Origin of the sequence: Microbispora sp. KK1-11, assembly GCF_006874435.1 — a bacterium.
GTDB lineage: Bacteria > Actinomycetota > Actinomycetes > Streptosporangiales > Streptosporangiaceae > Microbispora > Microbispora catharanthi.
The window spans coordinates 151,423-176,449 of sequence record NZ_VIRJ01000013.1 but is presented as its reverse complement, the minus strand read 5'-3'; the positions used below and the strand labels follow the sequence as shown (position 1 = coordinate 176,449).

Annotated in this window: 27 protein-coding genes; 12 read left to right on the top strand and 15 right to left on the bottom strand. The window is 72.4% G+C overall.

Annotation, left to right across the window (positions count from 1 at the left end; genetic code table 11):
• The first annotated feature begins 208 nt into the window (after positions 1 to 208).
• From mycP to FLW16_RS44550, 3 genes are all read left to right on the top strand, one after another.
• The gene (gene mycP / locus FLW16_RS20340) at positions 209 to 1,363 is read left to right on the top strand and encodes a type VII secretion-associated serine protease mycosin (RefSeq protein ID WP_142561674.1); all 1,155 of its coding nucleotides are present in this window, start codon (positions 209 to 211) and stop codon (positions 1,361 to 1,363) included.
• Between the two features lie 116 nt (positions 1,364 to 1,479).
• The gene (locus tag FLW16_RS20335) at positions 1,480 to 3,690 is read left to right on the top strand and encodes a serine/threonine-protein kinase (protein WP_185949514.1); all 2,211 of its coding nucleotides are present in this window, start codon (positions 1,480 to 1,482) and stop codon (positions 3,688 to 3,690) included.
• 137 nt (positions 3,691 to 3,827) lie between these two features.
• A complete protein-coding gene (locus tag FLW16_RS44550) occupies positions 3,828 to 4,031 on the top strand; it encodes a hypothetical protein (RefSeq protein ID WP_221891177.1) in 204 nt (67 codons plus the stop codon).
• 4 nt (positions 4,032 to 4,035) lie between these two features.
• On the opposite strand, the gene FLW16_RS20320 is transcribed toward FLW16_RS44550, so the two are convergent.
• The 3 genes from FLW16_RS20320 to eccCa are packed head-to-tail and all read right to left on the bottom strand — an operon-like array spanning position 4,036 to position 9,466.
• Positions 4,036 to 5,163 carry a WXG100 family type VII secretion target gene (locus tag FLW16_RS20320; protein WP_142561672.1) on the bottom strand — a complete coding sequence of 376 codons (1,128 nt, stop codon included), beginning with the start codon at positions 5,161 to 5,163 and terminating at the stop codon, positions 4,036 to 4,038.
• Complete coding sequence (locus tag FLW16_RS20315; RefSeq protein ID WP_142561671.1) at positions 5,160 to 5,465, bottom strand: hypothetical protein; 306 nt, start codon at positions 5,463 to 5,465, stop codon at positions 5,160 to 5,162. Before FLW16_RS20315 ends, FLW16_RS20320 begins: the two co-directional genes overlap by 4 nt.
• A 20-nt stretch (positions 5,466 to 5,485) precedes the next feature.
• Positions 5,486 to 9,466, bottom strand: a complete 3,981-nt coding sequence (eccCa, locus tag FLW16_RS20310) for a type VII secretion protein EccCa (protein WP_142561670.1) — start codon at positions 9,464 to 9,466, stop codon at positions 5,486 to 5,488.
• Positions 9,467 to 9,575: 109 nt separating this feature from the next.
• Between eccCa and eccD the strand changes: the two genes are divergently transcribed.
• Complete coding sequence (gene eccD / locus FLW16_RS20305; protein ID WP_142561669.1) at positions 9,576 to 11,018, top strand: type VII secretion integral membrane protein EccD; 1,443 nt, start codon at positions 9,576 to 9,578, stop codon at positions 11,016 to 11,018.
• A gap of 48 nt (positions 11,019 to 11,066) precedes the next feature.
• Here eccD and FLW16_RS20300 read toward each other — a convergent pair whose 3' ends face one another.
• The 6 genes from FLW16_RS20300 to FLW16_RS43830 all read right to left on the bottom strand — a co-directional run bounded on the left by FLW16_RS20300 (position 11,067) and on the right by FLW16_RS43830 (position 14,574).
• Positions 11,067 to 11,846 (bottom strand): SGNH/GDSL hydrolase family protein, encoded by a 780-nt coding sequence (locus FLW16_RS20300; RefSeq protein ID WP_142561668.1) that lies wholly within the window; start codon positions 11,844 to 11,846, stop codon positions 11,067 to 11,069.
• Complete coding sequence (locus tag FLW16_RS20295; protein WP_142561667.1) at positions 11,833 to 12,474, bottom strand: PadR family transcriptional regulator; 642 nt, start codon at positions 12,472 to 12,474, stop codon at positions 11,833 to 11,835. Before FLW16_RS20295 ends, FLW16_RS20300 begins: the two co-directional genes overlap by 14 nt.
• Positions 12,475 to 12,616: 142 nt before the next feature.
• Positions 12,617 to 12,994, bottom strand: a complete 378-nt coding sequence (locus tag FLW16_RS20290; RefSeq protein WP_260615423.1) for a YbaB/EbfC family nucleoid-associated protein — start codon at positions 12,992 to 12,994, stop codon at positions 12,617 to 12,619.
• Positions 12,995 to 13,005: 11 nt separating this feature from the next.
• Positions 13,006 to 13,383, bottom strand: a complete 378-nt coding sequence (locus tag FLW16_RS20285) for a YbaB/EbfC family nucleoid-associated protein (protein ID WP_185949513.1) — start codon at positions 13,381 to 13,383, stop codon at positions 13,006 to 13,008.
• Positions 13,380 to 14,261 (bottom strand): hypothetical protein, encoded by an 882-nt coding sequence (locus FLW16_RS20280; protein ID WP_142561664.1) that lies wholly within the window; start codon positions 14,259 to 14,261, stop codon positions 13,380 to 13,382. Before FLW16_RS20280 ends, FLW16_RS20285 begins: the two co-directional genes overlap by 4 nt.
• Before the next feature lie 10 nt (positions 14,262 to 14,271).
• Positions 14,272 to 14,574 (bottom strand): hypothetical protein, encoded by a 303-nt coding sequence (locus FLW16_RS43830; RefSeq protein WP_185949512.1) that lies wholly within the window; start codon positions 14,572 to 14,574, stop codon positions 14,272 to 14,274.
• Positions 14,575 to 14,623: 49 nt separating this feature from the next.
• Here FLW16_RS43830 and FLW16_RS43825 point away from each other — a divergent pair, with 49 nt between their 5' ends.
• Together FLW16_RS43825 and FLW16_RS20265 are read left to right on the top strand one after the other, a co-directional pair.
• Positions 14,624 to 14,974, top strand: coding sequence for a hypothetical protein (locus tag FLW16_RS43825; RefSeq protein ID WP_185949511.1), 351 nt, complete (start codon positions 14,624 to 14,626; stop codon positions 14,972 to 14,974).
• A 182-nt stretch (positions 14,975 to 15,156) separates the two neighbouring features.
• Entirely contained in the window at positions 15,157 to 15,597 is a 441-nt protein-coding gene (locus FLW16_RS20265; RefSeq protein ID WP_142561661.1) for a YbaB/EbfC family nucleoid-associated protein, read from the top strand.
• 321 nt (positions 15,598 to 15,918) lie between these two features.
• Here FLW16_RS20265 and FLW16_RS20260 read toward each other — a convergent pair whose 3' ends face one another.
• The 6 genes from FLW16_RS20260 to FLW16_RS20235 form a co-directional block, all read right to left on the bottom strand.
• Positions 15,919 to 17,265, bottom strand: a complete 1,347-nt coding sequence (locus tag FLW16_RS20260; RefSeq protein ID WP_142561660.1) for a hypothetical protein — start codon at positions 17,263 to 17,265, stop codon at positions 15,919 to 15,921.
• A 26-nt stretch (positions 17,266 to 17,291) separates the two neighbouring features.
• On the bottom strand, positions 17,292 to 17,717 hold the full coding sequence (locus tag FLW16_RS20255; RefSeq protein WP_142561659.1) for a hypothetical protein: 426 nt from the start codon (positions 17,715 to 17,717) through the stop codon (positions 17,292 to 17,294).
• 16 nt (positions 17,718 to 17,733) lie between these two features.
• Entirely contained in the window at positions 17,734 to 19,182 is a 1,449-nt protein-coding gene (locus FLW16_RS20250; RefSeq protein WP_142561658.1) for a WXG100 family type VII secretion target, read from the bottom strand.
• 30 nt (positions 19,183 to 19,212) lie between these two features.
• Positions 19,213 to 19,569, bottom strand: coding sequence for a hypothetical protein (locus FLW16_RS20245; RefSeq protein ID WP_142561657.1), 357 nt, complete (start codon positions 19,567 to 19,569; stop codon positions 19,213 to 19,215).
• Between the two features lie 80 nt (positions 19,570 to 19,649).
• Positions 19,650 to 19,949: a WXG100 family type VII secretion target gene (locus FLW16_RS20240; RefSeq protein ID WP_079320191.1), complete on the bottom strand. Its 300-nt coding sequence runs from the start codon at positions 19,947 to 19,949 to the stop codon at positions 19,650 to 19,652.
• A 39-nt stretch (positions 19,950 to 19,988) separates the two neighbouring features.
• Positions 19,989 to 20,339: a WXG100 family type VII secretion target gene (locus FLW16_RS20235; RefSeq protein ID WP_142561656.1), complete on the bottom strand. Its 351-nt coding sequence runs from the start codon at positions 20,337 to 20,339 to the stop codon at positions 19,989 to 19,991.
• A 239-nt stretch (positions 20,340 to 20,578) separates the two neighbouring features.
• Between FLW16_RS20235 and FLW16_RS43820 the strand changes: the two genes are divergently transcribed.
• From FLW16_RS43820 to FLW16_RS20205, 6 genes are all read left to right on the top strand, one after another.
• The gene (locus FLW16_RS43820) at positions 20,579 to 21,706 is read left to right on the top strand and encodes a hypothetical protein (protein WP_185949510.1); all 1,128 of its coding nucleotides are present in this window, start codon (positions 20,579 to 20,581) and stop codon (positions 21,704 to 21,706) included.
• A 3-nt stretch (positions 21,707 to 21,709) separates the two neighbouring features.
• Positions 21,710 to 22,480 (top strand): hypothetical protein, encoded by a 771-nt coding sequence (locus tag FLW16_RS20225; RefSeq protein WP_142561655.1) that lies wholly within the window; start codon positions 21,710 to 21,712, stop codon positions 22,478 to 22,480.
• On the top strand, positions 22,480 to 23,751 hold the full coding sequence (locus FLW16_RS20220) for an SseB family protein (RefSeq protein WP_260615416.1): 1,272 nt from the start codon (positions 22,480 to 22,482) through the stop codon (positions 23,749 to 23,751). Before FLW16_RS20225 ends, FLW16_RS20220 begins: the two co-directional genes overlap by 1 nt.
• Before the next feature lie 35 nt (positions 23,752 to 23,786).
• A complete protein-coding gene (locus FLW16_RS20215; protein ID WP_142561654.1) occupies positions 23,787 to 24,122 on the top strand; it encodes a hypothetical protein in 336 nt (111 codons plus the stop codon).
• 134 nt (positions 24,123 to 24,256) lie between these two features.
• Positions 24,257 to 24,679 carry a YbaB/EbfC family nucleoid-associated protein gene (locus FLW16_RS20210; protein WP_142561653.1) on the top strand — a complete coding sequence of 141 codons (423 nt, stop codon included), beginning with the start codon at positions 24,257 to 24,259 and terminating at the stop codon, positions 24,677 to 24,679.
• Positions 24,676 to 25,026 carry a hypothetical protein gene (locus FLW16_RS20205; protein ID WP_142561652.1) on the top strand — a complete coding sequence of 117 codons (351 nt, stop codon included), beginning with the start codon at positions 24,676 to 24,678 and terminating at the stop codon, positions 25,024 to 25,026. The genes FLW16_RS20210 and FLW16_RS20205 overlap by 4 nt, the downstream gene beginning before the upstream one ends.
• Position 25,027 lies beyond the last annotated feature (1 nt).

The following is a 25,027-nucleotide window of genomic DNA, read 5'->3' as shown; positions in this document are numbered from 1 at the left end:
GTCCATCCTTCCCTCGGACCCCTGGGTTACGAGCCTTGGTGGATTTTATGCACCTGCCGACGCTGGACGGCGTCCGCCCCCTTGCTGAGTGGGACTGCTGTCGCGTCTCGTTCCCACACCGCTCCCCGTCCCCATCACCGGTATGCCGGATTTGAACCGGCATGTTGTGAAGCGTCATCACCGGCCGGGTTCGTTAGGCTGATCACTTATGCGGGGACCCGGCCTTCTGGCGACCGTGTTGGCGCTGCTTCTCCTGGCACCGCCCGCGCCGCCCGCCCAGGCGCGCACCGCGCCGGTGCGGTGCGCGCCGCGCAAGGGCAGCATGGGGGTGGCCGAGCCGTGGGCGCAGCGCAGGCTCGACCCGAAGCGGTTGTGGCCGCTCACCACGGGCGACGGGGTCACGGTCGCGGTCATCGACAGCGGGGTGGATTTGACCCACCCCCAGATCCGGGTGGCCAAGGAGGTGGACTACACCGGGACGGGACACCGCGACTGCGTCGGCCACGGCACCGCCGTCGCCGGGATCATCTCCGCCCAGTACATGAAGGGCGTCCCCTTCGTCGGCGTCGCGCCGGGCGTGCGGCTCATCTCGCTGAAGCAGACGAACGAGGAGAACGGCGACCCGGACACGCTGGCCAGGGCCATCGTGGACGCGGCCGACTTCGGCGCCGACGTGATCAACGTGTCGATCCAGGCCCACGACGATCCGAAGCTCAGGCAGGCCGTGGCGTACGCGCTGGGCAAGGACGCCGTGATCGTGGCGGCGGCCGGCAACACGACCGCGGAGGACGGCACGCCGGAGGCCTCCTACCCCGCCGCCTACCCGGGCGTGCTCGCCGTGGGGTCGGCCACCCCGGACGGCAGGCGTGCCGACTTCTCCAACACCATCACTCCCGTCTCCGTCCTCGGTCCCGGTCAGGACATCACCTCCACCTGGCCCGGACGGTCGTACATGAGCGGGCTCGAAGGCACCAGCTTCGCCGCGCCGTACGTCGCGGGGGTGGCGGCGCTGGTGCGCGCCCGCCACCCGGAGCTGAACCAGGAGCGGGTGCGGTGGCGCATCACCGCCACGGCGGACGGCGGCGTGGGGACGGGCACGGGCGCCGGGATGGTGAACCCGATGCTCGCCGTCACCGCGATCCTGCCGCTGGAGGCCGTCGACGCCCCCGTCATCGCGCCGCCGGCGCCGGCCCCGCTGCCGCAGAACGCGGTGAGCAGGGCTGCTCCGGTGGACCGGGAGGCGATCGACCTGGCGCTGACGATCGCGGCGGCGGCGCTGTGCGGTGTGGGGCTGATCATGGCCGTGCGGGTGTTCGTGCCGATGGGCAGGCGCAGAAGGTGGCGCCCCGGCCGCGAGGGTTGACTCGTCGGCTTTGAGTAATTGACGGTTAAATGTTTTGGCCTGCCGGAAACAGCTGCTTTGTGCCGCGTCCTCTTGGTTGAATGATCCTGATCAGGTCACTTCCAGAAAGGACTGAGATGCACCCTTTACGGCCGGGTGATCCCGAGCAGATAGGCGAGTACGCCATCCTGGGACGGCTGGACGAGGGGCCCCGCGGCGACGTCTATGTCGGCAAGGAGACCGGCGACGACGCCCCTGTGCGGGTGATCAAGCTCTTGGCCGCCGAGCCGGGTTCGGGGCAGGCCGTCCTCGACCGGCTCACTGTGGCCACGCGTGTGTCCAGCTCATATGTGGCCCGCACGATCACGGCGGGCCTGCTCGGTGATCGACCGTACGTCGTCAGGGAACACGTCGAGGGGCGCAGCCTGGCCGCCGCCGTGGCGGCCGAGGGCCCGCTCTCCGGGGAGGCGCTCGAACGGGTCGCGGTGGGCGTGCTCACCGCGCTGACCGCCGTGCACCTCGCCGACCTCGCGCACGGCTCGCTCACCCCGCACAACGTCATCGTCGCGGACGACGGCGTCAAGCTGACCGACGTCGCCGCCGGGCCCCCGTCGGGCGAGCCGGCGTACCGGGCTCCGGAGCAGATCAGAGGCGAGCGGTACGACGCGTACGCGGACATGTTCGCCTGGGCCGCCACGGTGGTCTTCGCCGCGACCGGGCGTCCGCCGTTCCCTCAGGAGCCGCAGGCGGTGCTGAACGCGCAGCCCGACCTCGGCGGACTTGAGGAGCGGCTGCGCCAGGTCGTGCTGCCCGCGCTGGCCAAGGAGCCGGGGCAGCGGCCGACCGCCTACACCGCCATGCTGCAACTGCTCGGCGGCGGCGCCGCCGGGGCGCAACCGTCGGCGGGTCCCGGCACGGCGGTGGTGCTGCCCGCGCAGCCGCCGCAGCCGCTGGTCGGGGGAGTCCCCGTTCCGCCGGCTCCGCAGCAGACGTGGGGTCCGCCGCCGGTGCCCCAGCAGCCGCAGCAGGCGCCCACCGCCGCCTGGCAGCCGCCCGCCATGCCGCAGGAACAGACCCAGCAGCAGACGTGGGGGCCGCCGACGACCCAGGGCCAGGTCGAGACGCCCAGGCGCAAGCCGTTCCCCGTCGGCCTCGCGGCGGCGGTCGGCGCCGTGGTCCTGCTCTCAGGAGTGGGTCTGTGGGGCGCCGGCCACTACACCGAGGTCCAGCTGTCGCCGGCCGCCGCGGAGCGCGCCGCGGGCCAGCACGGGACCGGTGGGCGTCTGATCGCGGACGCCGGAAACGTGGGCGGCGGGACCACGGGAGGCGCGACCGGAGGCGGCGGGCAGGCCCCGACGCCGGCGCCGCAGGTGACGGTGCCGTGGGCGCTGTCGTCCGACGACCCGGACTCGCCGGTGGAGCCGCTGGTGCTGCCGAGCGAGTGGCCGACGGACGCTCCGGTGACGCCGGAGCTCACCTCGGTCCCGACTCCCGGCCCGATCGTGCCGGTGCCGACCCAGCCGGTGGTCCCGCCGCCGGCGCAGCCGACCGGGCAGACGACGCAGCCGACGGTCCGGGTGACGACCACCGCCACGGTCACCGCGCAACCCAGCCCGGTGCCGACGGAGCCGACTCCCGAGCCCCCGCCCACGCAGTCGCCGAGCCCGACGGCCACGGAGAGGCAGGAGCAGGTGCCGAGCCCGCAGCCCACCGCGCCTTCCGAGGAGCCCACCGGGAAGCCCACCGGGAAGCCCACCGAGAGGCCGGACGAGAGGCCCAGCTGGGTTCCCTCCTGGGTGCCCACCGAGAAGCCCACCGTCAGGCCCACTGAGGAGCCGACGGCGCCCGCGCGGCCGAGCCCGTCCAAGGCTCCGGTGCCGACCACCCAGGCGCCGAAGCCGAGCACTCCGGCTCCCAAGCCGACGACGGTGGCACCGAAGCCGAGCACTCCGGCTCCCAAGCCGACCACGGTGGCACCGAAGCCGAGCACTCCGGCTCCGAAGCCGACGACCGCGGCGCCGGTCCGGAACCCCTACGGCCCGGTCCGGGTCTGCGGGGCGGGCTTCTCCGTGCAGCGCAGCAGCCCTATGGCGGGTGGCACCGCCTACCAGCTGTACAACCCCGGCACGGGGGAGAACTGCGTCGTCACGATCAAGACGGCCGACGTCGGCAAGGCGACGCCCGTCTCCGCGACCCTGGAGGTCCAGGGCGGCGGGAGCAGGACCGACAGCGGTAACTACGAGTACTACGCCGGCCCGGTGAAGCTGCAGGCCAAGGGCAAGTGCGTCAGGTACTCCGGCCGCGTCGGCTCGGCCGGGGCCAGCTCCGACTGGGGCAACTGCGGCTGACCGGTTCACAGGAAGGCCGGACCGCCAGGTCCGATTCGTGAAGGCCGGGCGGGCACCCGCCCGGCCTTTCGTCTGCGCGGCACCGCTCGCTGCCGGCTCCACTGCCGGCCCCACTGCCGGCCCCACTGCCGGCCCCAGTGTCGGCTCCGCCGGCTTCCGCGGCTCGTGGATCCCCGGCAGCCCCTCCGCCTGAGATCGCCACCACCGGGCGGGAGCTCCCGCTGCGGCTGCTGTTCGGCTCGGACGCCCACTCCTACGCCACGGCCAAGGTCGAGGCGCTGCGGGCGAACGTCGAGGCCGCCGCGCTCAGCGCGCCCGCCACCGACTTCCCCGCCGCCTGAGCGATCAGTATCCGCGGTATCCGGTGCCGGTCTTCATGCCCACCACACCGGGAACGGCGGAGACCGAGCCGTAGCGCTCGATGGCATAGCGGACGCCCGCGATGATGTTGTCCACCGGATTCCAGATGTCCTTGTGCCCCGGCAGGGACCAGCGGTTGAACGTCGGGTCGATGGTCTGCATCAGCCCCTTCGAAGGGGTTCCCGCCTTCGCGTTCGAGTCCCAGTTGTTGATCGCGTGCGGGTTCCCGCCCGACTCGTGCCGGATGATCACCCAGATGTCGTCCCGGTTCATCTTCCCGGCGGGGTAGCCCTGGGCCGTGAGGATCTCGATGGCCTGCTCGATCCACTCCTTGACCTGGCCGGTGGGCGCCGGCCCGCCGCCGGCCGGCGGCGGGCCGCTGGGGCCGTAGCCGCCGAAGCCGCCGCTCCCGCCCGAGCCGCTCACGCCGCTCAGGCTCGTCCCGCCGTACGAGGCGTACGTCGGGTGCACGGTGTCACCGGGGCCCCCGGTGTAGCCGGGGGTGCGCTGCCAGTCGACGGTGTGCCCATGCCGGGGCACGAACTCCTGTTTGCCCGGGTCCGGGATCTTCGCGAAGGTGAGCGCGCCGTCGCGGTAGTCGGCGCCCAGCTGGGAGCCCAGCGTCTTCGCGGCGTCGCCGACGGCCGTGGTCACCTGCTCCAGGTGCGGCCGGGCGTCCTCGACGCCCCGGGAGACGATGGCCCGCAGCCCGTTTTCCAGCTCCGTGTCCGTGGCATCCCGGTTCCGGCTGCGGTAGGCCGCCGCCTCGGCGACCACATTGCCGCAGATGCCGTCGATCTTCGACTTGGCGCTCTCCAGCGCGGTGGCGACCTTCTCCAGCGCGCCCGCGCACGCGACCAGGGCGTCGTGAAGGCCGTCGGCCGCCTTGCCGTACCTGTTCATGTAGGTGACGAAGGCATCGGCGGAGCGGCCCTGCCACGCGGCGTCCACGGTGCGCACGGCCCGGCCCACACCGCCCGCGTAGTCCTGCGCGTCGCCGGCCGCGCCGCGCCACTTGCCGGCGATGCCACGGATCGCGCCGGGATCGCCGCTCACCTTCTCCGCCATGGCGGCCAGCTCGGCGCCACCCGGCAGGTCGGCGAGGCCACTCATACCTGCATCGAGGTGGACGTGGCCTTGTGGGCCGTCCGGACGTTGTCCTGCACGCTCTCCAGCGCCCGCTCCACGCCCTTCAGCTTGGTCCTCGCGTCGGCCGCCTCGGCGGTCAGCGCCGCGTAGGCCGTGTCGACGGCCGCCGCCAGCGCCGACGCGCCGTCCACGTGCCCGAAGGCGGCCGCCCGGGTGCCGGGCGTCTCGGGCAGGCCGCCATGCAGGCTCTCGTACTGGCCCCAGGCCTTGCTCACCGCCGTACGGCAGCTTTCGAGCGCCTGGAAGTGGATGTCGAAACCGGCCACGTACCGCTCCTCTCCGCCTGTCACTCTTCCCCGGGAGGAGGCAGGAACGCGGTCTGGGCGAGCCGCGCGCCGAACCTCCTGTCGACGTGGTAGCCCCGGCCGGGCGGCAGCGGATGCGCCCGGACGTTGCCGAACAGGTAGCCCTCGTCCTTGTTGCCGGACAGGATGACTGCGGGGCTGGCCATGTCTTTCAACTTCTGGATGACCGGGTCGTACATGGCCCGGCCGGCGCCGCCCATCTGACGCGACAGGACCAGGTGCAGCCCGATGTCCCGTGCCTGCGGCAACAGGTCCACCAGCGGCAGCAGCGGGTTGGACGAGGTGGCGACCAGGTCGTAGTCGTCCACGACGACGTAGACGTCCGAACCCTGCCACCAGCTCCTGTCCCGCAGCTGCTCGGGTGTCAGGTCCGCCGGAGGCAGCCGCTTGAGCAGGGCCCCGCGCACGTTGTTGATCAGCTCCTGGGCGGCGGTGCTCGACGCCGCGTAGCCGATGCGGTGGGCGGTGGCGGCCGAGTCGAGCAGCGACCTGCGGTAGTCGATCACGATCATCATCGCCTCGTGCGGCTGCCGCCTGGCCACCAGCCCCTCGGCGACGAGCCGCAGCAGGTTCGACTTGCCGCTCTCGGTGTCGCCCAGGACGACGAAGTGCGGGTCGGCGTCGAAGTCGAGGAGCACGGGCGAGAGCGTCGCCTCGTCGATGCCGATCGGGATCTTCGGTCCCGTCTCCTCGATGCCGGGCAGCGAGGCCGCGGGCAGCACCGGCGGCAGCAGCCGGATCGCCGGCGCGGGCGGCCCCTGCCAGGCGTCCCTGACCGCGTGCACCAGCCCGCGGACGCCCGCGGCGAGGTCCTCGGAGCTCTGTACGCCGTCGATCCGCGGCAGCGCGGACAGGAAGTGCAGCCCCTCCTTGGTGAGGCCGCGTCCCGGCACGCCCTCGGGGACCGCCAGCGACGCCTTCCTGTTCACCTCGGACTCGTAGGCGTCGCCGAGCTTGAGCTCGACCCTGGTGCCGAACAGGTCGCGGATGCTCGCCCGGAACTCCGACCACTTGTTGGTGGCCGCCACCACGTGGATGCCGTATCCGAGACCCCGGGCGGCGATGTCGGTGACGACGGGTTCGAGCGACTCGAACTCCTGCCTGAGCGTCAGCCAGCCGTCCACGATGAGGAACACGTCGCCCCAGCCGTCGCCGTCGCGGCCGGACTCGGCCCGCATCCGACGGTAGGCCGCGACCGACTCGATGCCGTGCTCGGCGAAGTCCGCCTCACGCCGCTCGAGGATCGTGGAGATCTCGGCGACCGTACGGCGGACGCGGTCGGCGTCGAGGCGGCTCGCGACGCCGCCCACGTGTGGCAGCGCCTCCAGCGAGGCCAGGGAGCCGCCGCCGAAGTCCAGGCAGTAGAACTGCACCTCGCGCGGCGTGTGCATCAGGGCCATGCTCGCGATCAGCGTGCGCAGCACCGTGCTCTTGCCGCTCTGCGTGCCGCCCGCGACGCCGACGTGGCCCGCGCCTCCCGACAGGTCCAGCCAGTAGGGGTCGCGGCGCTGCTCGAACGGCCGGTCGACGATGCCGACGACCGCGTGGAGCATCCCCCGGCCGCCCCAGCCCGCGGTGGTCAGGCCGAGTTCGGGGGTGACGGACAGTGGCGGCAGCAGGTGGGCCAGCGTCGGCGGCTCGGCCAGCGGGGGCAGCCAGATCCGGTGCGCCGGCGGGCCGTGGCCGGTGAGCCGGCCGACGACGACGTCGAGCAGGCTGTGCCGCGGGCCCCCGGGCTCCTCCGCGGGCGCCAGCTCCCTGGGCGTCTCGGTCACCTCCACGGGCGCGAAGGCGGTGCCGTACTCCACCACGTCGCGCACCGGCCGCCCGGCCTCGCCGGACGCGGACCGCGCGGGGTCGGCATGGTGCGGGCCGGACACGTAGGCGGCCTTGAACCGGGTCATCCCCGTGGTGTCGTACTTCAGGTAGCCGTTGCCCGGCGCGGGCGGCAGCTCGTAGGCGTCGGCGACGCCGAGCACGACCCGGCTCTCCATGGCCGAGAACGTGCGCAGGCCGATCCGGTACGACAGGTGGGTGTCGAGGCCGCGCAGCCGGCCCTCCTCCAGGCGCTGGGAGGCCAGCAGGAGGTGCACGCCGAGCGAGCGGCCGAGCCGTCCGATCATCACGAACAGGTCGATGAACTCGGGCTTGGCGGTGAGCAGCTCGCTGAACTCGTCGATCACGACGAACAGGGTCGGCATCGGCGTGAGATCCGCGCCCTGCTCCCTGGCCCGCTCGTAGTCGCGCAGCGAGGCGTAGTTGCCCGCGGCGCGCAGCAGCTCCTGGCGGCGCACCATCTCGCCGTGCAGCGCGTCGTGCATGCGGTCGACGAGCGGCAGCTCGTCCTCCAGGTTGGTGATGACCGCCGACACGTGGGAGAGGGACTCCAGGCCGAGGAACGTGGCGCCGCCCTTGAAGTCGACCAGCACGAAGTTGAGGATCTCGGAGGAGTGCGTGATGGCGAGGCCGAGCACCAGCGTGCGCAGCAGCTCGCTCTTGCCGGAGCCGGTCGCCCCGATGACCAGGCCGTGCGGCCCCATGCCGCCCTGCGCCGACTCCTTGATGTCGAGCTCGACCATCCGCCCGTCGGCGCCCAGGCCGATCGGCACCCGCAGCCGGTTGCGTCCGGCGCGGGGCTGCCAGATCACCGCGGGATCGAGATGGACGGGGTCGCCCACGCCGAGCAGGTCGGTGAGCGAGGTGTTGACGTTGAGCACGTCCTGCGCCTCGCCCTGGGAGCCCGCGGAGGCGCGCAGCGGCGCGAGCTGCCGGGCCAGCCCCTCCGCCTGGGCATAGCCGAGCCGGTCGGGGTCGCCGAGCCGGTTGCTCGACCGCCGTCCCGCGTGGTCGATCTTGACCATGTGGAAGCCGTCGGGCTGGACGTCCAGCCGGAGCGTGATCGCCTCGGGGGCCGGTCCGGTCACGCCGGACAGGTCGATCACGGTCACGCCCTGGATGGCGTCGGAGCCGAGCTGGCTGTCGTGCGGCACGTGCCCGCCGTCCACGATCACCACGTGGTACGGCAGGGCCTCGGCGGAGGCGCCGGGCCGGAACCTGGCCCGCTCCCTGAGCTCCTCCCCGACCAGCGCGTCGAGGTGGGTGAGGTTCTCCGCCATGAGCCTGACCTGGCCCGCGGCGTCGGCCTGCTCGGGGTGCAGGGCGTGCGGCAGCCACTTCACCCACTCCCAGTGGGGCATCCACTCCTTGCTCGCGCAGATCATGATCCGCATGTCGTCGGGGGAGTGGAAGACGACGAGCTGCGCGATCACGGCCCGGACCAGCTCGCGCACCGCGGTGGGGTCGCCGGTGAGGTGGATGCGGGCGAAGGAGTGCAGGGCGACCGCGACGGGCAGCTCCGACACCGTGGCATGCGCCCGGACGAACCGGCGCAGCGCCCCGGCCGACAGGGCGTCGAGGTCCTCCACCGGCTTGGTGTCCGGCGGGACGAGCTGGATGGCCAGCTTCTGCACGCCGGTGCCGAGCCGTACGGTCGCGAAGTCGTCGTCGCGCGGCCTGCGCTCCCACAGGCGCGGCCCCATCGCGATCCACCACAGCGAGTCGGGCGGCGGCCCGCTCCACTCCAGCGCCTCCCGCTGCTGCACCGCGGCCCTGCGGACCTTCTTGCGGATCTGCGACAGGTAGCGGAAGTAGTCGCGGCGCAGCCCGTTGAGCCGGTTCCTGCGCTCACCGGCGTTGCGGCCGAGCTGGCCGACGCTCATGCCGACCATGGAGACGGCGAACAGCCCGCTGGCCACGTACATGAGGGGGTTGCCGGTGCCGCCCGCCGTGAACATCAGCGCCATCGCGGCGCCGCCGGCCAGCATCGGCACGTACGTGAGCACGGACATCAGACCCTGCGGCTGGACCTCGGGAATCTCCGGCGGGGATTCCAGGAGGATCTCGCCACGGGGTGGCTTGGGGCCCGGGCGGCGCTCGGGACGCGAGACCACGACAATGCTCATCTGACTGACTTTTCTATCAGGTTTGCCGATATTTTCGGGCTGTCAGAGAGATCTTCGGGAGAGGATTCCCGCTGTGTCATCGCCGGCCCCCCTTCACGTCCAGCAGGGCATGGTTCAGCATGGCCCCGGTCAGCATGGCCCCGCTCAGCAGGGCGCGTTGCCACAGGCGACCGTGCCGCTGCCGCCCCTGTGCCACGTCACCGTGGTCGCCCCGCGCAGGAAGGCGGACCTCGCGCTGCCGTCGGACATCCCGTTGCCGCACGTCATGCCTGGACTGCTCCGGGCGGTCGGCGAGGCGGGAGGCGACGCGGCCGCGGCCCCCGGCTGGGTGCTCCAGCGTCTCGGCGGCCCGCCGCTCGACCTCGGCCAGAGCCTGGGCGCGCTGGGCGTCCTGGACGGGGAGGTCCTCTACCTGCGCCCGCGCGACGCGGTGCTGCCGCCCGCGGTGTACGACGACGTGGCCGACGTCGTCGCCACCGGGACCAAGGAAGGCGGCGGCAGGTGGGAGCCGCGGCACACGAGGCTGCTCGGCATGGGCGTGGCCGCCGGGCTGCTCGCGCTCGGCGCCGTCGTCCTCGCGCTGGCGGCGGCCCCGCCGCGGCTCACCGCCGGAGTGGCCGGAGCCGTCGCGGTGCTGCTCGTCGCCGCCGGTGCCGTGGTGTCCAGGGCCGTCGGCCGGCCCACCGCCGGCGCCCTCGTCGGCTACGCGGCCCTGCCGCACGCCTTCCTCGCCGGGCTGTTCACGCCCGGCGCGTCGGGCGCCGTGCTGGTGCTCGGGGCGCCGAACCTGCTGGCCGGGCTCGCGTACACCGCGCTGGTGGCGACCGTCGGCGGCGTGCTGATCGCCGACGGCGTGGCCGGCTTCCTCGGCGTCGCGGTCGCGTCCGTCGCCGGGGCCGTCGGAGCCGGGTGCGTGATGGTGTTCGGGGGATCGGGCGCCGGGGTGGCGGCCGTGGTCGCGACGGCCCTGCTGGCGCTGAGCCCGCTCATCCCCACGCTGTCGTTCCGGATGGCCAGGGTGCCGCTGCCGCCGCTGCCCACCAGCGCCGAGGAGCTGCGCAGCGACAACCAGCGGATCGACGGCCCGCTGGTGCTCCAGCGGACCGCGCAGGCCCACCGGTACGCCACCGGCATGGTCATCGCGATCGCGCTCGCCGGTGTCGCGGGGGAGCTGCTGCTCGTCCAGCACGGCGGCTGGGTCGCCCGCGCGACGGCGGCGACGCTGGCGCTGGCGCTGGCCATGCGGGCGAGGGTCTTCGCGGGGGTCGCCCAGCGGCTGTGGATGGTCCTCGCCGCCGCGGCCGGGGCCGCCGCCCTGGCGGTCGCGCTGGGCACGGGCGCCGACGCCGTCGCCGAGGTGGCCGTGACGATCGGGGTGCTGTGGACGGCCCTGCTCGTGCTCGGCCTCGGTCTCTGGCTGCCCACGGGCAGGCCCTCGCCGTTCTGGGGGCGGGCGGCCGACATCCTCGACGCGCTGCTGATCGTCGCGCTGGTCCCGCTCACGCTGGGCGTGCTCGACCTGTACGCCTGGGTGCGCGGCCTGTCGGGCTGACCCCCGGATCCCGTGACGGCACTTCCCGCATGCAGTGGTCGCCAGAGGTCACCCGGTCGGCCGCACGGGCAGCAGCGCGGGGCGCTTGGCGGTGCGACCGTCGCCGGACGACCTGCCGAGGAGGCGCCGCACCAGCCACGGGCCGAGGAACGTGCCCGCCCAGCGCAGCTCGGCGCCCAGAATCCGCCACCCTGCCGGATCCACGGGGGGATGCAGGGGCAGCGTCCAGCCGTCGTCGCTGCCGGGCAGGCCGAGGGCGTGGGCCACGGCCGCGGCGATGCGCTCGTGGCCGAGCGGACTCGCGTGCAGCCGGTCGGCGCTCCACAGCCGGGGGTCGGTGCAGACGGCATGAGGCGCCGTCTCGGCGACCACGACTCCATGGCGTGCCGCCGCCGCCCGGATGCGGTCGTTGAGTTCGAACACCCGTGACCGGAGCGGCCGGGCGATCGGCGCGATCTTCCCGACGTCCGGGAACGTGAGGGTCGCGACGCGGGCCCCTGTGGCCGTGAGAGCGGCGAACATCGCCTCCAGGTGCCCGGCCACCTCGGCGGCGTCGAAGCGGGGCCTGATCAGGTCGTTGACGCCCGCGACGACGGTGACCAGATGGGGGCGCAGGGCCAGGGCCGGCGCGAGCTGCTCGCCCCGCACCTCCCCGGCGAGCCGCCCGCGCACCGCCAGGTTGGCGTACGTCACCTCCGGGTCCACGGCCGTGAGCAGCTCGGCGAGCCGGTCGGCCCAGCCCCGCGGGTGGGCGGGGTCGCCGTCGCCGAGCCCTTCGGTCTGGCTGTCGCCGAGGGCGACGTAACGCAGGCGCTCACCGCTCGGCATGGGCCACCTCCGGGCTCCTGGGGGCCGCCGCGGTCCCCTCTCGTGTCATGGCCGCGGTTCCTTCGCCCGGCCCGGCCGCGGTCCTCTCCCGCAGGATCGCCGCGGTCCGCAGGCACCAGTCGCGGTTGCCCTCCTCGAAGGCCAGACCGCGCAGGCAGGTCAGATAGGGCCCCACGCGCCCGCCCGTGCGGAGGAACTCCTCCTCGCCCAGGCCGCCGCGCATCTTCCGCAGGATCCGCCGGAACAGGTCGATCTTGGCTTCGGCGATGGCGGCCCTCTCCTCGACCTGCCGGATCAGCGGCCCGGCGTCGACGTGGTCGGCCGCCTGCACCTTGACGAGCAGGTCGTCGCGGATGAACGACGGCTTCGACGCTGCCGCCGCGAACCGCTCCAGCTCGGCGAGCCCGGCGTCCGTGACGTGGAAGAGGCGCTTGGTGGGCCGGGTCTCCTGGACCACCTGCCGCCCCGCGACCAGCCCCTCCCGCTCCAGCCTGGTCAGCTCGGCGTACAGCTGCTGGGGCAGGGCGTGCCAGAAGTTCGCCACACCGACGTCGAACGCCTTGGCCAGCTGATAGCCGCTGAGCTCCCCGTCGAGCAGTGCCGCGAGGACGGCGTGCCGTAAGGCCATGGAACCGCTCCCTCCGCTCTTTCATAGTCAAGAATATGACTATTCAAGAAACTGAGCATCGGGAGACCTTCGAAGCGGGGTCCACGGCCGGGGCCTGGATTCGGCGAGGGGCCGCCGAGGGGGGAACCGGCGGTGTTCCCGGCTAGAGCCGATCGGCGCCTTCGGGCGACACCCGCTCGTCGAACGTGCGGCGGGCGTCGCCGAGGAGACCGGCCACGTGCGGCACCCCCGCGGCCTCCAGCCCGCCGCGCAGCATCTCCTCCTTCGCGGCCTCCGCGGCCGCCTCGGCCCGCCGTACGGCCTTCAGGACGGCCTCGGCGAGCGCGCGGCTGTCGAGCCTGCGCATGCTGAGCGGGTGGATGTCGACGGCGCGAAGCGTGCCGACGGCGTCGACGGTCGCCGTGATCCGGCCCTCGTCGGCCCTGCCGGCGTACTCCCGTGTGCTCCATTCGGTCGCGAGCTCGTCCATCAAGGCGGCCGCGGCCGCGAGCCGCTCCATGCGCGCCCGGAGCTCACGCATCTCGTCCACGGTCACTCCTCCCGCAGCAGGGCCTCGACATAGGGGGCGAGCGGGTCGCCGTGCGGGGGCGATTCCGCGAACTCCTCCATGGCCCTCGCCAGCCGCTCGCCCGTCTCGCCCCGCGCGGCGCCGACCGCGCCCTGGATCGCGGCGGACATCGCGACGTGGTCGAGGTCGCGCATCGCCCGCGGGTCGATGGTGAGCCCGAGCAGGCGGCCCGCTCCGGACACCCTGGCCACCACGACGCCCGTGGCGTCGGTCCCCTCGACCACCTCCTCGTTCAGCCCGTGGAGCAGGTCGGCGAGCGCGCCGACACGGCCCTGGACCTCCCGCACCAGGCCGGCGACGTCGCCTTCCCTGCCCTCGTTGAACGCGGCCGTGTTCTTCACTGATGGTCCTTGCTCGCCGGCTGCCAGTAGTCCAGGACGTGCGCTCGGTCCGCCACGTCGGGGGTGAGCGTGAGGTCGCGGCGGCCCCGCGCCGGGTCGCCCCCCTGGAAGAAGGCGGCCCGCAGGTCGTTGAGCTTCTGCTCCGCCTTGTTGAGGTCGCCCTCGGAGGCCATGTAGATGTCGGCGAACTGCTTGACGAGGTTGCCCAGCGCGCTCGCGAACACGCCCACCTGCGATATCAGCGCGACCCGCCCGGCCGGGTGCGCGCTCATCGCCGCCAGCGTACGGAGGATCGGCGCCGTGGCCGCGTAGAGGCCGAACACCGACAGGTCGTACTCCAGGACCTCCTTGAACTGGCTGTGCATCGCGCTGCTCATCTCGCCGGTGACCCCGTGGAGCTTCTCGTACAGGACCGTGGTGTTGAAGCGGACCCGCCGCCCGAGCAGGTCCGCCGCGTGGCCCTTCCAGTTGGGGCTGACGTCCTGGAAGTAGGAGAACCAGATGTCGGACCTGCCGCTCTCCAGCCGGCCTCCCATCTCCTTCCAGAGCTCCCGCCGGTCGTAGAAAAGGAAGGGGTTGCCGAGGTTCAGCGTGGCCGCCACGTCCAGGGCGAGGGCCGCGACTCCCAGCCCGGACATGGCCGCCGCCGTGCGCGTCTGCTGCCGCAGCGGGTTCAACCCCTTGACCAGGTTCCTGAAGAAGCCGGGATCGGTGCGGGTGGCGGCGGAGGCGGCGGCCGTGTCGGCCGTCTCGGCCGGTGCCACGGAAACGGCTCGCTGGACGTTGCCGCTCGAGTCCGTGACGTAGAACTCCTTGGGACCCGAGGTGGGCCGGCCGGGAACGAACAGCGTGCCCGGCTCGCTGGGCGGGGTCGACATGCGGATCCTCTCAGATGCGCGTCTTCTGGATGGCCGCCGTGCCGGCCTTCTCCGCCGCGACGTAGTTGTCGGCGGCCCTGACCAGCGTCTCGCCGTCCGTGTGGAGGGCGTCGCCGAGGACGCCGGCGGCGTTCGACCAGGTTTCGGAGACGGAGTTGAACCGGTGGACGAAGGTGAGCCCGACGATGGGGACCCCGGCGAGCGGAGCGAGGTTCCAGCCCTGGAAGCGGGGCGTGGCGTCCCTCAGCCGCCGGACGCCGTCTGCGGAGCCGCCCACCGCGCCGGCGAACTTCCTGATGAAGCTCGTGGCCACCTCGTAACCGGGCAGGCCGGACGACCCGCCGCCCGGGTCGGCGGAGTGCGTGGCCGGGGTCGCGGTCGGCTTCGAGGGCTGCGGCGTTCCCGGCTGCCGCCGCAGCGAGTCCGGGAGGCACGCGGGCGGTGGGCAGGGCGGGGTGTGCGGGCACGGGCTGACCATCGAGGGCACGGACGGAGCCGGGGAAGCGGGGGACGTCGCCGTCGCCGTGGGCACGCCGCTAGGCGACCCGGCGGAGGGCGCCGGGGAGGTGGGGTCGGACGTCGGCGGGGCGGTCGAGGCCGGCGGAGACGAAGAGGCCGACACGCTTGGCGCCGCGGTCACCGAGCCGGTCGGCGTCGCCGTCGCGGAGGTCGCCGGTGACTGGCTTGGCGAGGGTTCACCGTATGACACGTGATCTTCCCTATCACCGGGCTTCGCGCCCCTGCCACGCGCCAAGGCGACGTTTCCGCAGGTGGAAAGCGGAAATTAGACGGATGTTCACTGATATGTAACGGCTGAGCCCGTAGACCCCGTACGCCCCGGTTTGAATGCGTTAACTTGCCGGTGTTCCGGAAATCGCGGGGAAAAGGGGCTCAGATGGACGGCAGCGGATTCGACGACTTCGACATGGAGCGATTCAGGGAGCGCGCCGACGCCAGGATCGCGGCCGTCGAACGGCTCCAGGGCACCCTGTCCTCGCTCGTCGGCCGGGCGCGGGACGAGGACGGGCTGGTCAGTGTGGAGTTCTCCAGCAGGGGGCTGAGCGAGCTGGAGCTTCATCCCAAGGCGATGCGGCTGAGCTCGGGCGAACTGGCCGATCGGATCAAGGACACGATGCGCGCCGCGTCCGACGATCTGTACCGGCAGATGAACCGGGCCATGGCCGAGGTGCTCGGGGAGGACGGCGACCAGACGAGGTTCCTGGACGACCCGGAGGCCGTGCTCGCCCAGGTCAAAGAGGCGGAGTCCGCCTTCGACCGGACCGCGGAGGACGTGCTGGGAGAGCTCGACCGCATCAGCCGCAGGCTGGGCCTCTGACCCGCGGTCCGTTCCTGCGAACACGCGGCGTGAGGATGCCCGAGTCGCCCTGAGGGCCCGCGTGCCGCCGGGCGCGCGAACCGGCTCGATCAGGATGCCCGAGTCGCCCTGAGGGTCCGCGTGCCGCCGGGCGCGCGAACCGGCTCGATCAGGATGCCCGAAAGGGTCTGCGACCAGCCGTGAGCCCGCGCGGTGGAGATCCGCGGGCTCGCCGGAGTCCGGACCCCGTCTCGCTCGCCCGGCGGCGACGAGCCGCGTCAGCCGATCCGGCCCGCCATGGTGAGCCCTCGTCAGGGGATGTCGCCTGCGGACGGGCCTTCGTCAGCCGATGCGGTCGGGGCTGATGGTGTTCGTCACCCGCCAGACGTCCGGCTCGGGGTCGTAGATCTCCCGCTCGCGCTCCTCCCGGCCCTCCGATCCGGCAGCGCCTCCCGGGGCGTAGGGCATGAAAGAGGAGCCCGCACCGCCCTGTCCCGGCCGCAGCCCGCCGAGGACGGATTCACCCGCCTGGGCGCCGCCGACGCCGAATCCGGTCCCGAATCCGCCGCGCTGCCCGCCGTACGTGCCGATCACCCCGCCGGGCGGCAGCGTGGTGCCGGGCCCGGCCGTCGCGACGGGCATCCGCACGTCAGGGGAGGCGCCGGTGAGCGTGTACGGGCTCGTGCCGCCGGGGGCGTTGGTCACGGGATGCGTGTTCGCCAGGCTGGTCCGGTCGTCGGCGCCGATCACGGGCGGAGCCGTACCCTGTCCGTCGCCGGAGCCGTGCCCGCCGCCCGAAGCGCCGCCGGGATCCGTGGACGGTGGTGCCGTGCCGGGGGCGCCGGTTCCGCCGGACCCGTTCGAGCCGCCCGGATCGCCCGAGCCGCCGGAGCCGTTGGAGCCGTCCGAGCCGTTGGACCCGTTCGGCCCATTCGACCCGTCGGAGCCGCCGGACCCCGAGTGGCCGCCTCCCGTCGAGCCTGAGCCGCCGGTCGAGCCCGAGCCGCCTGTGGTGGACCCCGAACCGGTGTCGCCGCCGTGCCACACTCCGCCGGGATGGGTCGTGGGCGCGTTCGTGCCGCCTGGGTGGATGCGCGGCGACTGGGTGAGGTCGATGGTCATCGGCTCGATGGCGGGCAGTTCGAAGGCCAGCCCGTCGGCGAAGGCGTTGTTCGCCTGCTGGATGTCCTCGTTGAGCTTGCGGAAGTGGTTGCGCGCGGCCTCGTCCGCGTCGGTGGGCGGGCTTCCCGTGGTGCCGCCCCCGGCGCCCTCGCCGCTCGTGTCCGTGGCGGCGGGGAAGTTGGCCTGCGCCTCCTTCACCACGCTCGCGTACCAGGACATGGCGGCCCCGCTGGACGCCATGGCGTCGCCCAGCGCGCCCGCCGTGGCGTACAGCGCGCGCAGCGCCGACTGCACCTCGACCGCGGCCGGGCCGCGCCACACCTGGGCGAGCTCCTTGGCGGTCCTGCTCAGCGCGGCCTGGATGCCGGCCTCGGACGGGCCGTTGCCGCCGATCGTCCCGCCCACCAGGTTGGCGGCGTCGAGGAACGCCTGGCCGGCCTTGCCCACGTCGTCCGGCTTGGCGGCGTCGAGCTTCTGCTTGATCTGCTCCCGGGTCAGGTTGCCCGGGTCGAGCCCGTACAGGGTCTCGTAGATCTTGATCAGCTCCCAGCCGGAGTCGGATCCCATCGCGGTCTATCTCCCTGCCCTCTGGCTCACGCGCTGCTGCTCTTGTGGCCTTTTTCGTAGTTGGCGACCGCCCGCTCGACGGCGGTGACCAGCGCTTCGACCCGGTCGATCAGCAGCTGGTACTTGCCGCTGAGCACCTCGTGGGCTTGTTCGGCGTTCAGCCCGAAGTATCTGGCCGCGTTCCAGGGGCCGGCCTCGGCCGGGCCGACGTTGGTCAGGCCCTGGACCTCACCCGCGGTGCCCGGGCCGCTCCAGGTGGCGCTCATGCTCGCCGGAGCGCGACCGCGCAGGCTCCCGAGCTCCTCCCGCAGCCCCTTGAGGACCTGCAGGACCCGGGTGTGTTCGATGTACGGCCCGCCCGCCGCGCCGTCCGGGCTCCCGTCGAGACCCGGCCAGCCCTCGGGCAGCCGCAGCTTCGGCGGCGGCGAACCGCCGCCCGCGTCACGGGTCACGTCACACCTTTCTCGATCATGCCCTGTCGATGCGGGGGGAGGTGGTCGGCTGGTCGCTCATGAAGAAGTCCTCGTCCTCCAGCAACCAGGTGGTCCGCTCGCGCTCCTCGCGTTCTTCGCCCTTGCCCGCGCCGTGCGGCGCGACCGGCAGCATCGAGCCTCCGGCGGAGGGCCGCAGACCCGCCGCGTTCACGCCGGTGACGCCGCCGCTCCCGGACCCGGCGCCGCCGCCCGCTCCGGCTCCGTACCCGCCGCCGGCGCCGAAGCCGGTGCCGTAGCCCGTGCCCGGCCCACCGCTGCCGAGGCCGCCGGGTCCGCCGGGCTGCGGGGTATGGGCGGCCAGGCTGGTGCCCTGACCCGCGCCGTTCAGCCCGTCGCCGTTGCCGCCGAGGCCCGTGCCGTTCAGGCCGTTTCCGTTCAGCCCGGTCCCGTTCAGCCCCGAGCCGTCGAGTCCGTTAAGGCCCGTCCCGTTCGATCCGCCGTCGTCGAGTCCGTTCCCGTTGGGCCCGTCGCCGCCCAGCCCCGATCCGGCTCCGTCACCGATTCCGTACGGGGGGTAGCCGCCGTACCCGCCGACGTCGAAGCCGAGCCCGTCGCCCGAGGGGCCGGTCCCGAGGTCGCCGAGCGACTTGAGATCTCCCGGGCCGCCCACACCGGTGGGGACGCTACCGCTCGGGAGGCTCCCTCCTGGACCGGTGATCGGGTCGAACTTGGGCGGCGTCGTGTCGAACTTCGGCACGTCGGTGTCGAGCGAGGCGGGGAACAGGTCGTTGGCGGCCTGCGTCGCCTGGGTGAGCTTCTTGAGATGCTCCTCGGCCGCCTTCATGTCCTTCTCCTCCTTCGACTCTCCGAAGAGGTTGAGGAAGGGGCCGTCGCCGAAGATCGAGCCGATCGCGCCGCCGATGCCGCCGACGATGAACCCGCCCACGCCGCCGATGACCGCGCCGGGGATGGCTCCGACGCCCGCGAAGGGAGAGCCCGCGATGGCGCCGCCCGCGGCGCCGACCGCTCCGGCCTCCAGAGCCGCGTCGTACCAGTCGATGTCGCTCTTGGTGGGCTTCGGGACGTTCTCGCCCCTGAACTGGTTGAGCGAGCTGGCGTACACGTCCAGCGCGGGAACCACGCCGCCCGGTGTGGAGGGCGGTCCGGAGCGGCCGCCGGGGAGGGAGGTCTCCACGATCGCGTTCATCACCGCGACCGTGGAGGTCCTGAGCCGGCGGAGTTGCTCCTTCACCTGCTTGGCGTCGTCGCCCGTGGTCCAGTGCTTGTCGAGCGCGTCCAGATGCTTGTCGAGGGTGTCGACCACGGACTTCAGCTTGTCGTGCACACCCTTGAACTCACCCGACGCCGCTCTGATCAGCTCGGGGTCGGTCTTCCCGAGCGCGGTGCGCAGTGTGTCCAACATGACGACGCCCGGGTCGGACGCGTCGAACGCCGCCCTGATCGGCATCTTCCTCTCGGCCAAGACGCCTCCTTAACCGCTCCCCGTAAACGGCTAGACCTCCGCCGTGCCGGCCTGCTGCACGCCCGCCTGCTCGCCGGCGTCGAGGTTCCTGATCGCCAGCTCCAGACGCTCGGCGGCGATGCCCAGGGTCGCGGCGATCTCCGCGTAGATGGCGGTGACCGCGCCCTCCGCGCTGGTCAGGCTCGTGTGGAAACCGATGGCCGCGGGCCAGAACCCGCCGACCGCGTCACGCTGCGAGATCAGCTTCTTCACCGCGCCGCCCTCGGCGAAGGCGACCGGAGTCACCTCGCGCTTGGACGCCCCGGGCGCCAGCAGCTCGAGCGCCTCCTCGAAGTCCTTGCGGGCGTTCCTGAGGGCCGTACGGCTGACCTCCACGCCTCCGGACATGCGTCACCCTCCCGTTCACGGCCGAGGACGGCGCCGGCGGAGATCACCGGTGCCGCCGGCCGTACCGTCGGACGTCCGCTCTACTTGCCGTCGAACATGGCGGCGTTGATCCGCTCGACGTCCTGCATGTTCATGTTGGTGATGTTGATGTTCTTGGCGAGCAGGGACACGATGTCCGCCAGGCCCTTGGCCTCCTGCTGCCAGATCCGCCTGGTCTGGTCGTAGGCGTCCTTGGCGCTGCCCTGCCAGATCGCGGTCTTGGTGTTGAGCTTGTTCTCCAGGTTCTCCAGCTCCGTGACCAGCCTGTTGAAGGCGTTCTGGAACTCGGTCTCGCCCGTGTCGAGACCACTGAAGTTGACCTTTGTGATGTCGAAGTCCACCGTCGCGCTCTCCGTCCGTTCCTGGTGGTCGTCTCGGGCTCAGCGGCTGTACGAGGCGGGCGGGGCCTGGTTGATGAGCGCCTCGATCTTGTTGATCTCGGCGGTCGCGTGGGCGTTGAACTCGGCGTAGTTCTTGTTGTTCGCCTTGATGCTCTCCGCGAGGGTCTGCAGGCTGCCCAGGATGACGTCCATGCGCTCGTGCCACAGCAGGTGCACCTTGTCGAACGCGTGGTGCGACTCACCCTGCCAGTGGACCTTGAGGTTCTCGCCGGAGCTGTCCAGGTAGCGCTGGATGCCGCGGATGTTCTCGGCCGCGTCGCCGATCCAGGTGATCGCCTCGTCCAGGTCGTGCCGGCTCACTTGGGCCTGGCTTGCGCCAGAGTGCGACATGGTCACCTCCACTGATCCTGTCGAATTCCCCCGACCAGGAGGGTCGGGTGATGACCCAAAAGTCACAGTAATGGATCAGCGGGGGGCTTGCCGGGGCTGTCCGAGATTAAGATTTTGTCACGTCTCTTGTGATTTTGTCAGGCGGCCGGTTAGAGGATTTGTACGATTTGCGAACTTTGTGGCGACTCGGCCGTAAGTAGTTGAAAATCCAATCTGCCGGGAATCTGCTGGAGGGTGTTGTGACCGATACGAGCGGAGGCGCGACGAATCCTTTCGCCGGCCTCGCGACCTCGATGGGAGCAGGCGGCGCGGTGGACCCCCGCCTGGCGGATCCAGAGTTCAAGATGGACTACGGCGAGGTCGCGAAGTTCGGCAACGACGTGGCCGGCCGGGGGCAGGTCCTGGCGGACACGAGCGGCCGGGTCAAGAACATCCACCTTCCGATGCTGACCTTCGGAGTGATCGGCGGCAGCCTGAACGGCGTGCACAGCCAGGTGCGGAACACGACGGCCGACGCCGTGGCGAAGGGCAAGGAGGTCCTGGAGTCCTGGAAGACGGCCATCGACCAGGCGGTCAAGAACGCCAAGGAGGCCGAGAAGCAGAGCTCCGGCGGCCACGGGAAGGTCGACGTGCCGGGCGGACCGAAGGGCCCCGGGTTCGACCCCAAGAAGCTGGGACTCGGCGGCGGGGTGCCGAAGGTCGGCGCCGGTTCCGACCTCGGAAACGGCTGGAAGCTCCCGAAGGACAAGCTGGGCACCGACCTCGACGACAGTCTGAAGCACCCGGACCTGCCCGATCCGAGCAACCTGCCCGATCCCGGCGGGAACGGCACCGGCCTCGACCCGAGCGGCACCGGGCTCGACCCGAACGGCACCGGGCTCGACCCGAGCGGCACCGGGCTCGACCCGAGCGGCGCCGGGCTCGGCAAGACCGGCCTCGACGGGCTCGACCAGAACGGCCTGAACACCCAGGGGCTGACCGGCCCAGGCGGCACCTCTCTCTCGTCCTACAACCCGAACCCCGCGCCCGTCCCGACGGTCCCCAACCTCGGTACGACCGGCTACGGCCCGGGCGACTTCACCACGGGGAACTGGCCCGGCACCGGCGGCACCGGCACCGGCACGGGCGGGTACGGCTCCGGCGGGTACGGCACGGCCGGAGCCGCCGGCTCCGGGACCGCCGGCCGCACCGGCGTGGGGGCCGGCGGGATGGCCGGCATGCCGTACGCCCCGATGGCGGGCGCGGGCGCGGGAGGCAACGACGACAAGGAACGCACGCGGGGCCCGGCGGTGCCGGAGGACGAGAGCACCTGGTTCGGTGACGAGGACGTGGCACCTCCCGTCCTCGGGATGCAGGAGGACGTCTAGGCCATGTCGGACATCTGGAATGCGCGCAGCAACTTCATCACCGGCGCCGGCCTGGCGGCCATGGCCGCGACACTTGAGCCGAGCGCGCTGACGCTGGCGGCGCTGCTGGCCACGATGATCGCCGATCCCGACTCCATGTCGCGGGGCGCGCGAGAGTGGCGCAACGAGGGAGGCGAGAACGGCCAGGCACCCGCCGACATCGGACAGCTGCGCAAGGATCTGAACGGGCAGCTCGCCGCGCTCGAGTCGAACGAGCATCTGAAGGGGCGGATGCTGACCACGGTGAAGCAGAAGTTCGCCGAGCTGGACACTCAGCTCGACGGGCTGGACAAGGGGATGAAAGGCGTCGGCGACAGCCTCGACTCCGCGGCTCAGATCTACACCGTGGCGAGCTACATCTCGCTGTCGATCGGCGGGGCGGCGATGACGCTGGCGAGTGCCAGCGCCGCTGCCAAGGCCAACCCGGTCACGTTGGCCGCGATCCAGCCCGTTGTGACAGGGGCGATGGCCTCCCTGTCGAGGGTCGCGCAGAAGGTGTTCACGGTCCTGGGGAAGGTGAGCTGGAAGGTCGCCGCCATCTTCGCGGGGGTCGCCTACCTCACGGGCGGCGCCCAGCAGAAGTTCCCCGGCATGCAGGCGATCGCGATCCAGGCGCCCGACTTCACCAAGGCCAAGGTCGCCTTCGACGGGACCACCGGCGGTCTCACCGATCCCCTTCCGGACGTGAACGACATGCCGAAGACGCCGTCCTTCATGCCTCCGATGACCCTCTGATGGAGTGGGCCGCGAGCGCGTTCGAACGGCGGCTCGGGGCGGCGTACGAGGCGGGGGACCTCGCGGCCTGCCTTGGCATGCTCAGGGACACCGAGCTGGCGCTGCCCGCGCCGCCGGACGGCGAGGCCGCCTGGCCGACGATCACCGCGCCCGACCGGGTGTGGCTGCCCGCCTACACGTCGGTCGAGGCGATGCGGGCGGCCACGGGACTGCCGAGGGTCAGGATCACCTCGCTGGTCGAGCTGGCCGCCGGCTGGCCCGATCCCCGGTGGGGCCTCGCCGTCAACCCCGGCCTGCCGGTGCGCTTCCTGCTCGAACCGGGGACCGTCGCCAGGCTCGCGGTCCCCACCCTCGCGCAGGATCGCAGGGCGGAGCCCGAGCCCGCGCTGCCGGTCGTGCAGAAGCCGCTGACGCCGCACGACCTGCGGACCCACCTCGGCGAGGGGGAGTCGCGCGTCTCCGGCTACTGCCACCACGCCCTCGACGTCGCGCACGTGGCGACGCCGGCCGTGCTCGCCGACGCCCTCGGCCGGGGCGCCGACGACGGCCTGCTCAGCGGTGACGGCTCGCTGTTCCTGCTGCGGTGGCGCACGGTCGGGCTGAACCTCTACCGCACGCCGTACGGCGGGACCGACGAGGCGGGCATGGCGGCGATGGCGGGCTGGGTCATCGAGGAGCCGCCGTTCGCCGGCATGGGCCTCGCGCCGAACGTCGACTCCCTGGTCCGCGAGTACAAGGTGGACGCCGTACGGCTGCCGCACGGCTCGGAGATCGTCGAGCTGACCGCGGCGGGGACCGAGGTCGTGCGCGCGGTCTACGACGGCGACCTCGGCCGCTGGATGCCCGGCGAGCACCCGGCGCAGGCCCCGGCGAGCTCCTACCGGGCGCGCTGGCGGGGAGCCGACTTCCCGGCCAATCCTGATCCGGGACACGACGGGCTGCTGATCCGGCTGCTCGGCGACGGGCCGGCCGACGGGTTCGCGGAGCGGGCTCCGGGCCGCTTCGTGCGGCCGGTGCCCGCCGAGGAGTGCGAGGCCGTCTTCCACGTCACGCGGGTGTGCGAGTGGCGCGGCGCCCCCTGTCTCGTACGGGACGAGCGCGAAGGTGAGCTGCTGCTCGAATACACCGGCGGGCGGCTGCCGGTGGCACGGGCGCTCGGCATGGAGCGGATCGAGCGGGGCGTCCACCGGCGCTGGGTGGCCCGGGCCGAGGTGAGCGAGTTGCGCGAGCACGCCGAGCCCCTCGACCTGGGGCTCGGCGAACTAGCCTGATTCCGGGACGAGCCGGATCGAAGGGGCGGACGCAGATGAGCGAGACCGATGCGCACATCCACGTCGAGCAGAAGGTGGTGCAGGCCGGTGCCGCCTACCGCAATCTGATCGCCTCGTCGTTGGGGCGCGCGCCCGACGCGCCGAATGTCGTCACCGCCGGTTGCGGGCTCCGGGTGCCCTACGCGATGACCTCGACCCGTCCGGAAAGCGTCACCTGCCTCGCCTGCCGGGAACACGCGCACCGGGAGTACCTGCGCTACGCCGAGCAGGTGGAGCGCCTGAGCCGGATGCCCGGGTCGCCCGTCACCGGCGACCAGGGGGCGGAGGCCGCGCGACGGGCCCGGGACCTCGCGAAGAGGTTCTCCGGGTAGAGCGGTGACCCCGTGTCCGATCGGTGTCTCCGCCGCCTCTGCCGGCCATCACTAGCCGGATGTCAAAGCGAGGTGTGATAATCCCGCATATTGGACATAGATCATCATCGAGGTGAACGCGCTCGATCGGGGTGATGAACACGACCGGGGGAGAAGCGCCGGACGCCGCGGGGCTGCGGGCGTACGCCGAGGAACTGCGGGCCACGTTCATGCGCCTGCAGGAGGAGGCGCCCGCGCTGCACGAGAAGGCGCGTGCGGTGCAGGTGACGGAGAAGTCGCGTGACGGGCTCGTGGCGGCCACCGTCGGCGCGAACGGCGACCTCATCAGGCTCGACCTCGACCCGCGCATCTACCGGCGGCAGGACGCGCGCGGCCTGGCCGACGCCATCACGCGGACCATCCACGCCGCCGTGGCCAAGGCCCAGGACCGGGTCGTCGAGATCTTCGCGCCGCTCATCCCCGCCGAGCAGATGAGGGCGCACATCCACGGTGACCTCGACGCCGTGCTCGAACAGATGTCGTTGCAGATGCCGAAGCGGACACCGGAGAGCCAATGAGTGAGCTGTTCGAGGTGAACTACGTCGACATCCGCCCGCAGCAGCTCGCGAAGGGCCTGTCGCAGTGGCACGCAGCGTCGTCCGACGCGGAGAGCGGCTACGCCGCCAGCCTGCGGGAGATCCGGCGGCTCAACGCCGCCGAGCCGTGGGGGCACGACACGGCCGGGGCCGCCTTCCGCTCCGCCTACCTGCAGGGCGACGGGCCCGACACGCTGATGAAGCAGGGTGAGGAGCTCGCCGCGAAGGTGGTCGAGCTCGGCCCGACCGTACGGCGCAGCGCCGAGAACGCCCGGGGGATGGACGCCGAACGGGCCAGAGAGGTGCGCGAGATCCTGAAGCGGGTCTGAC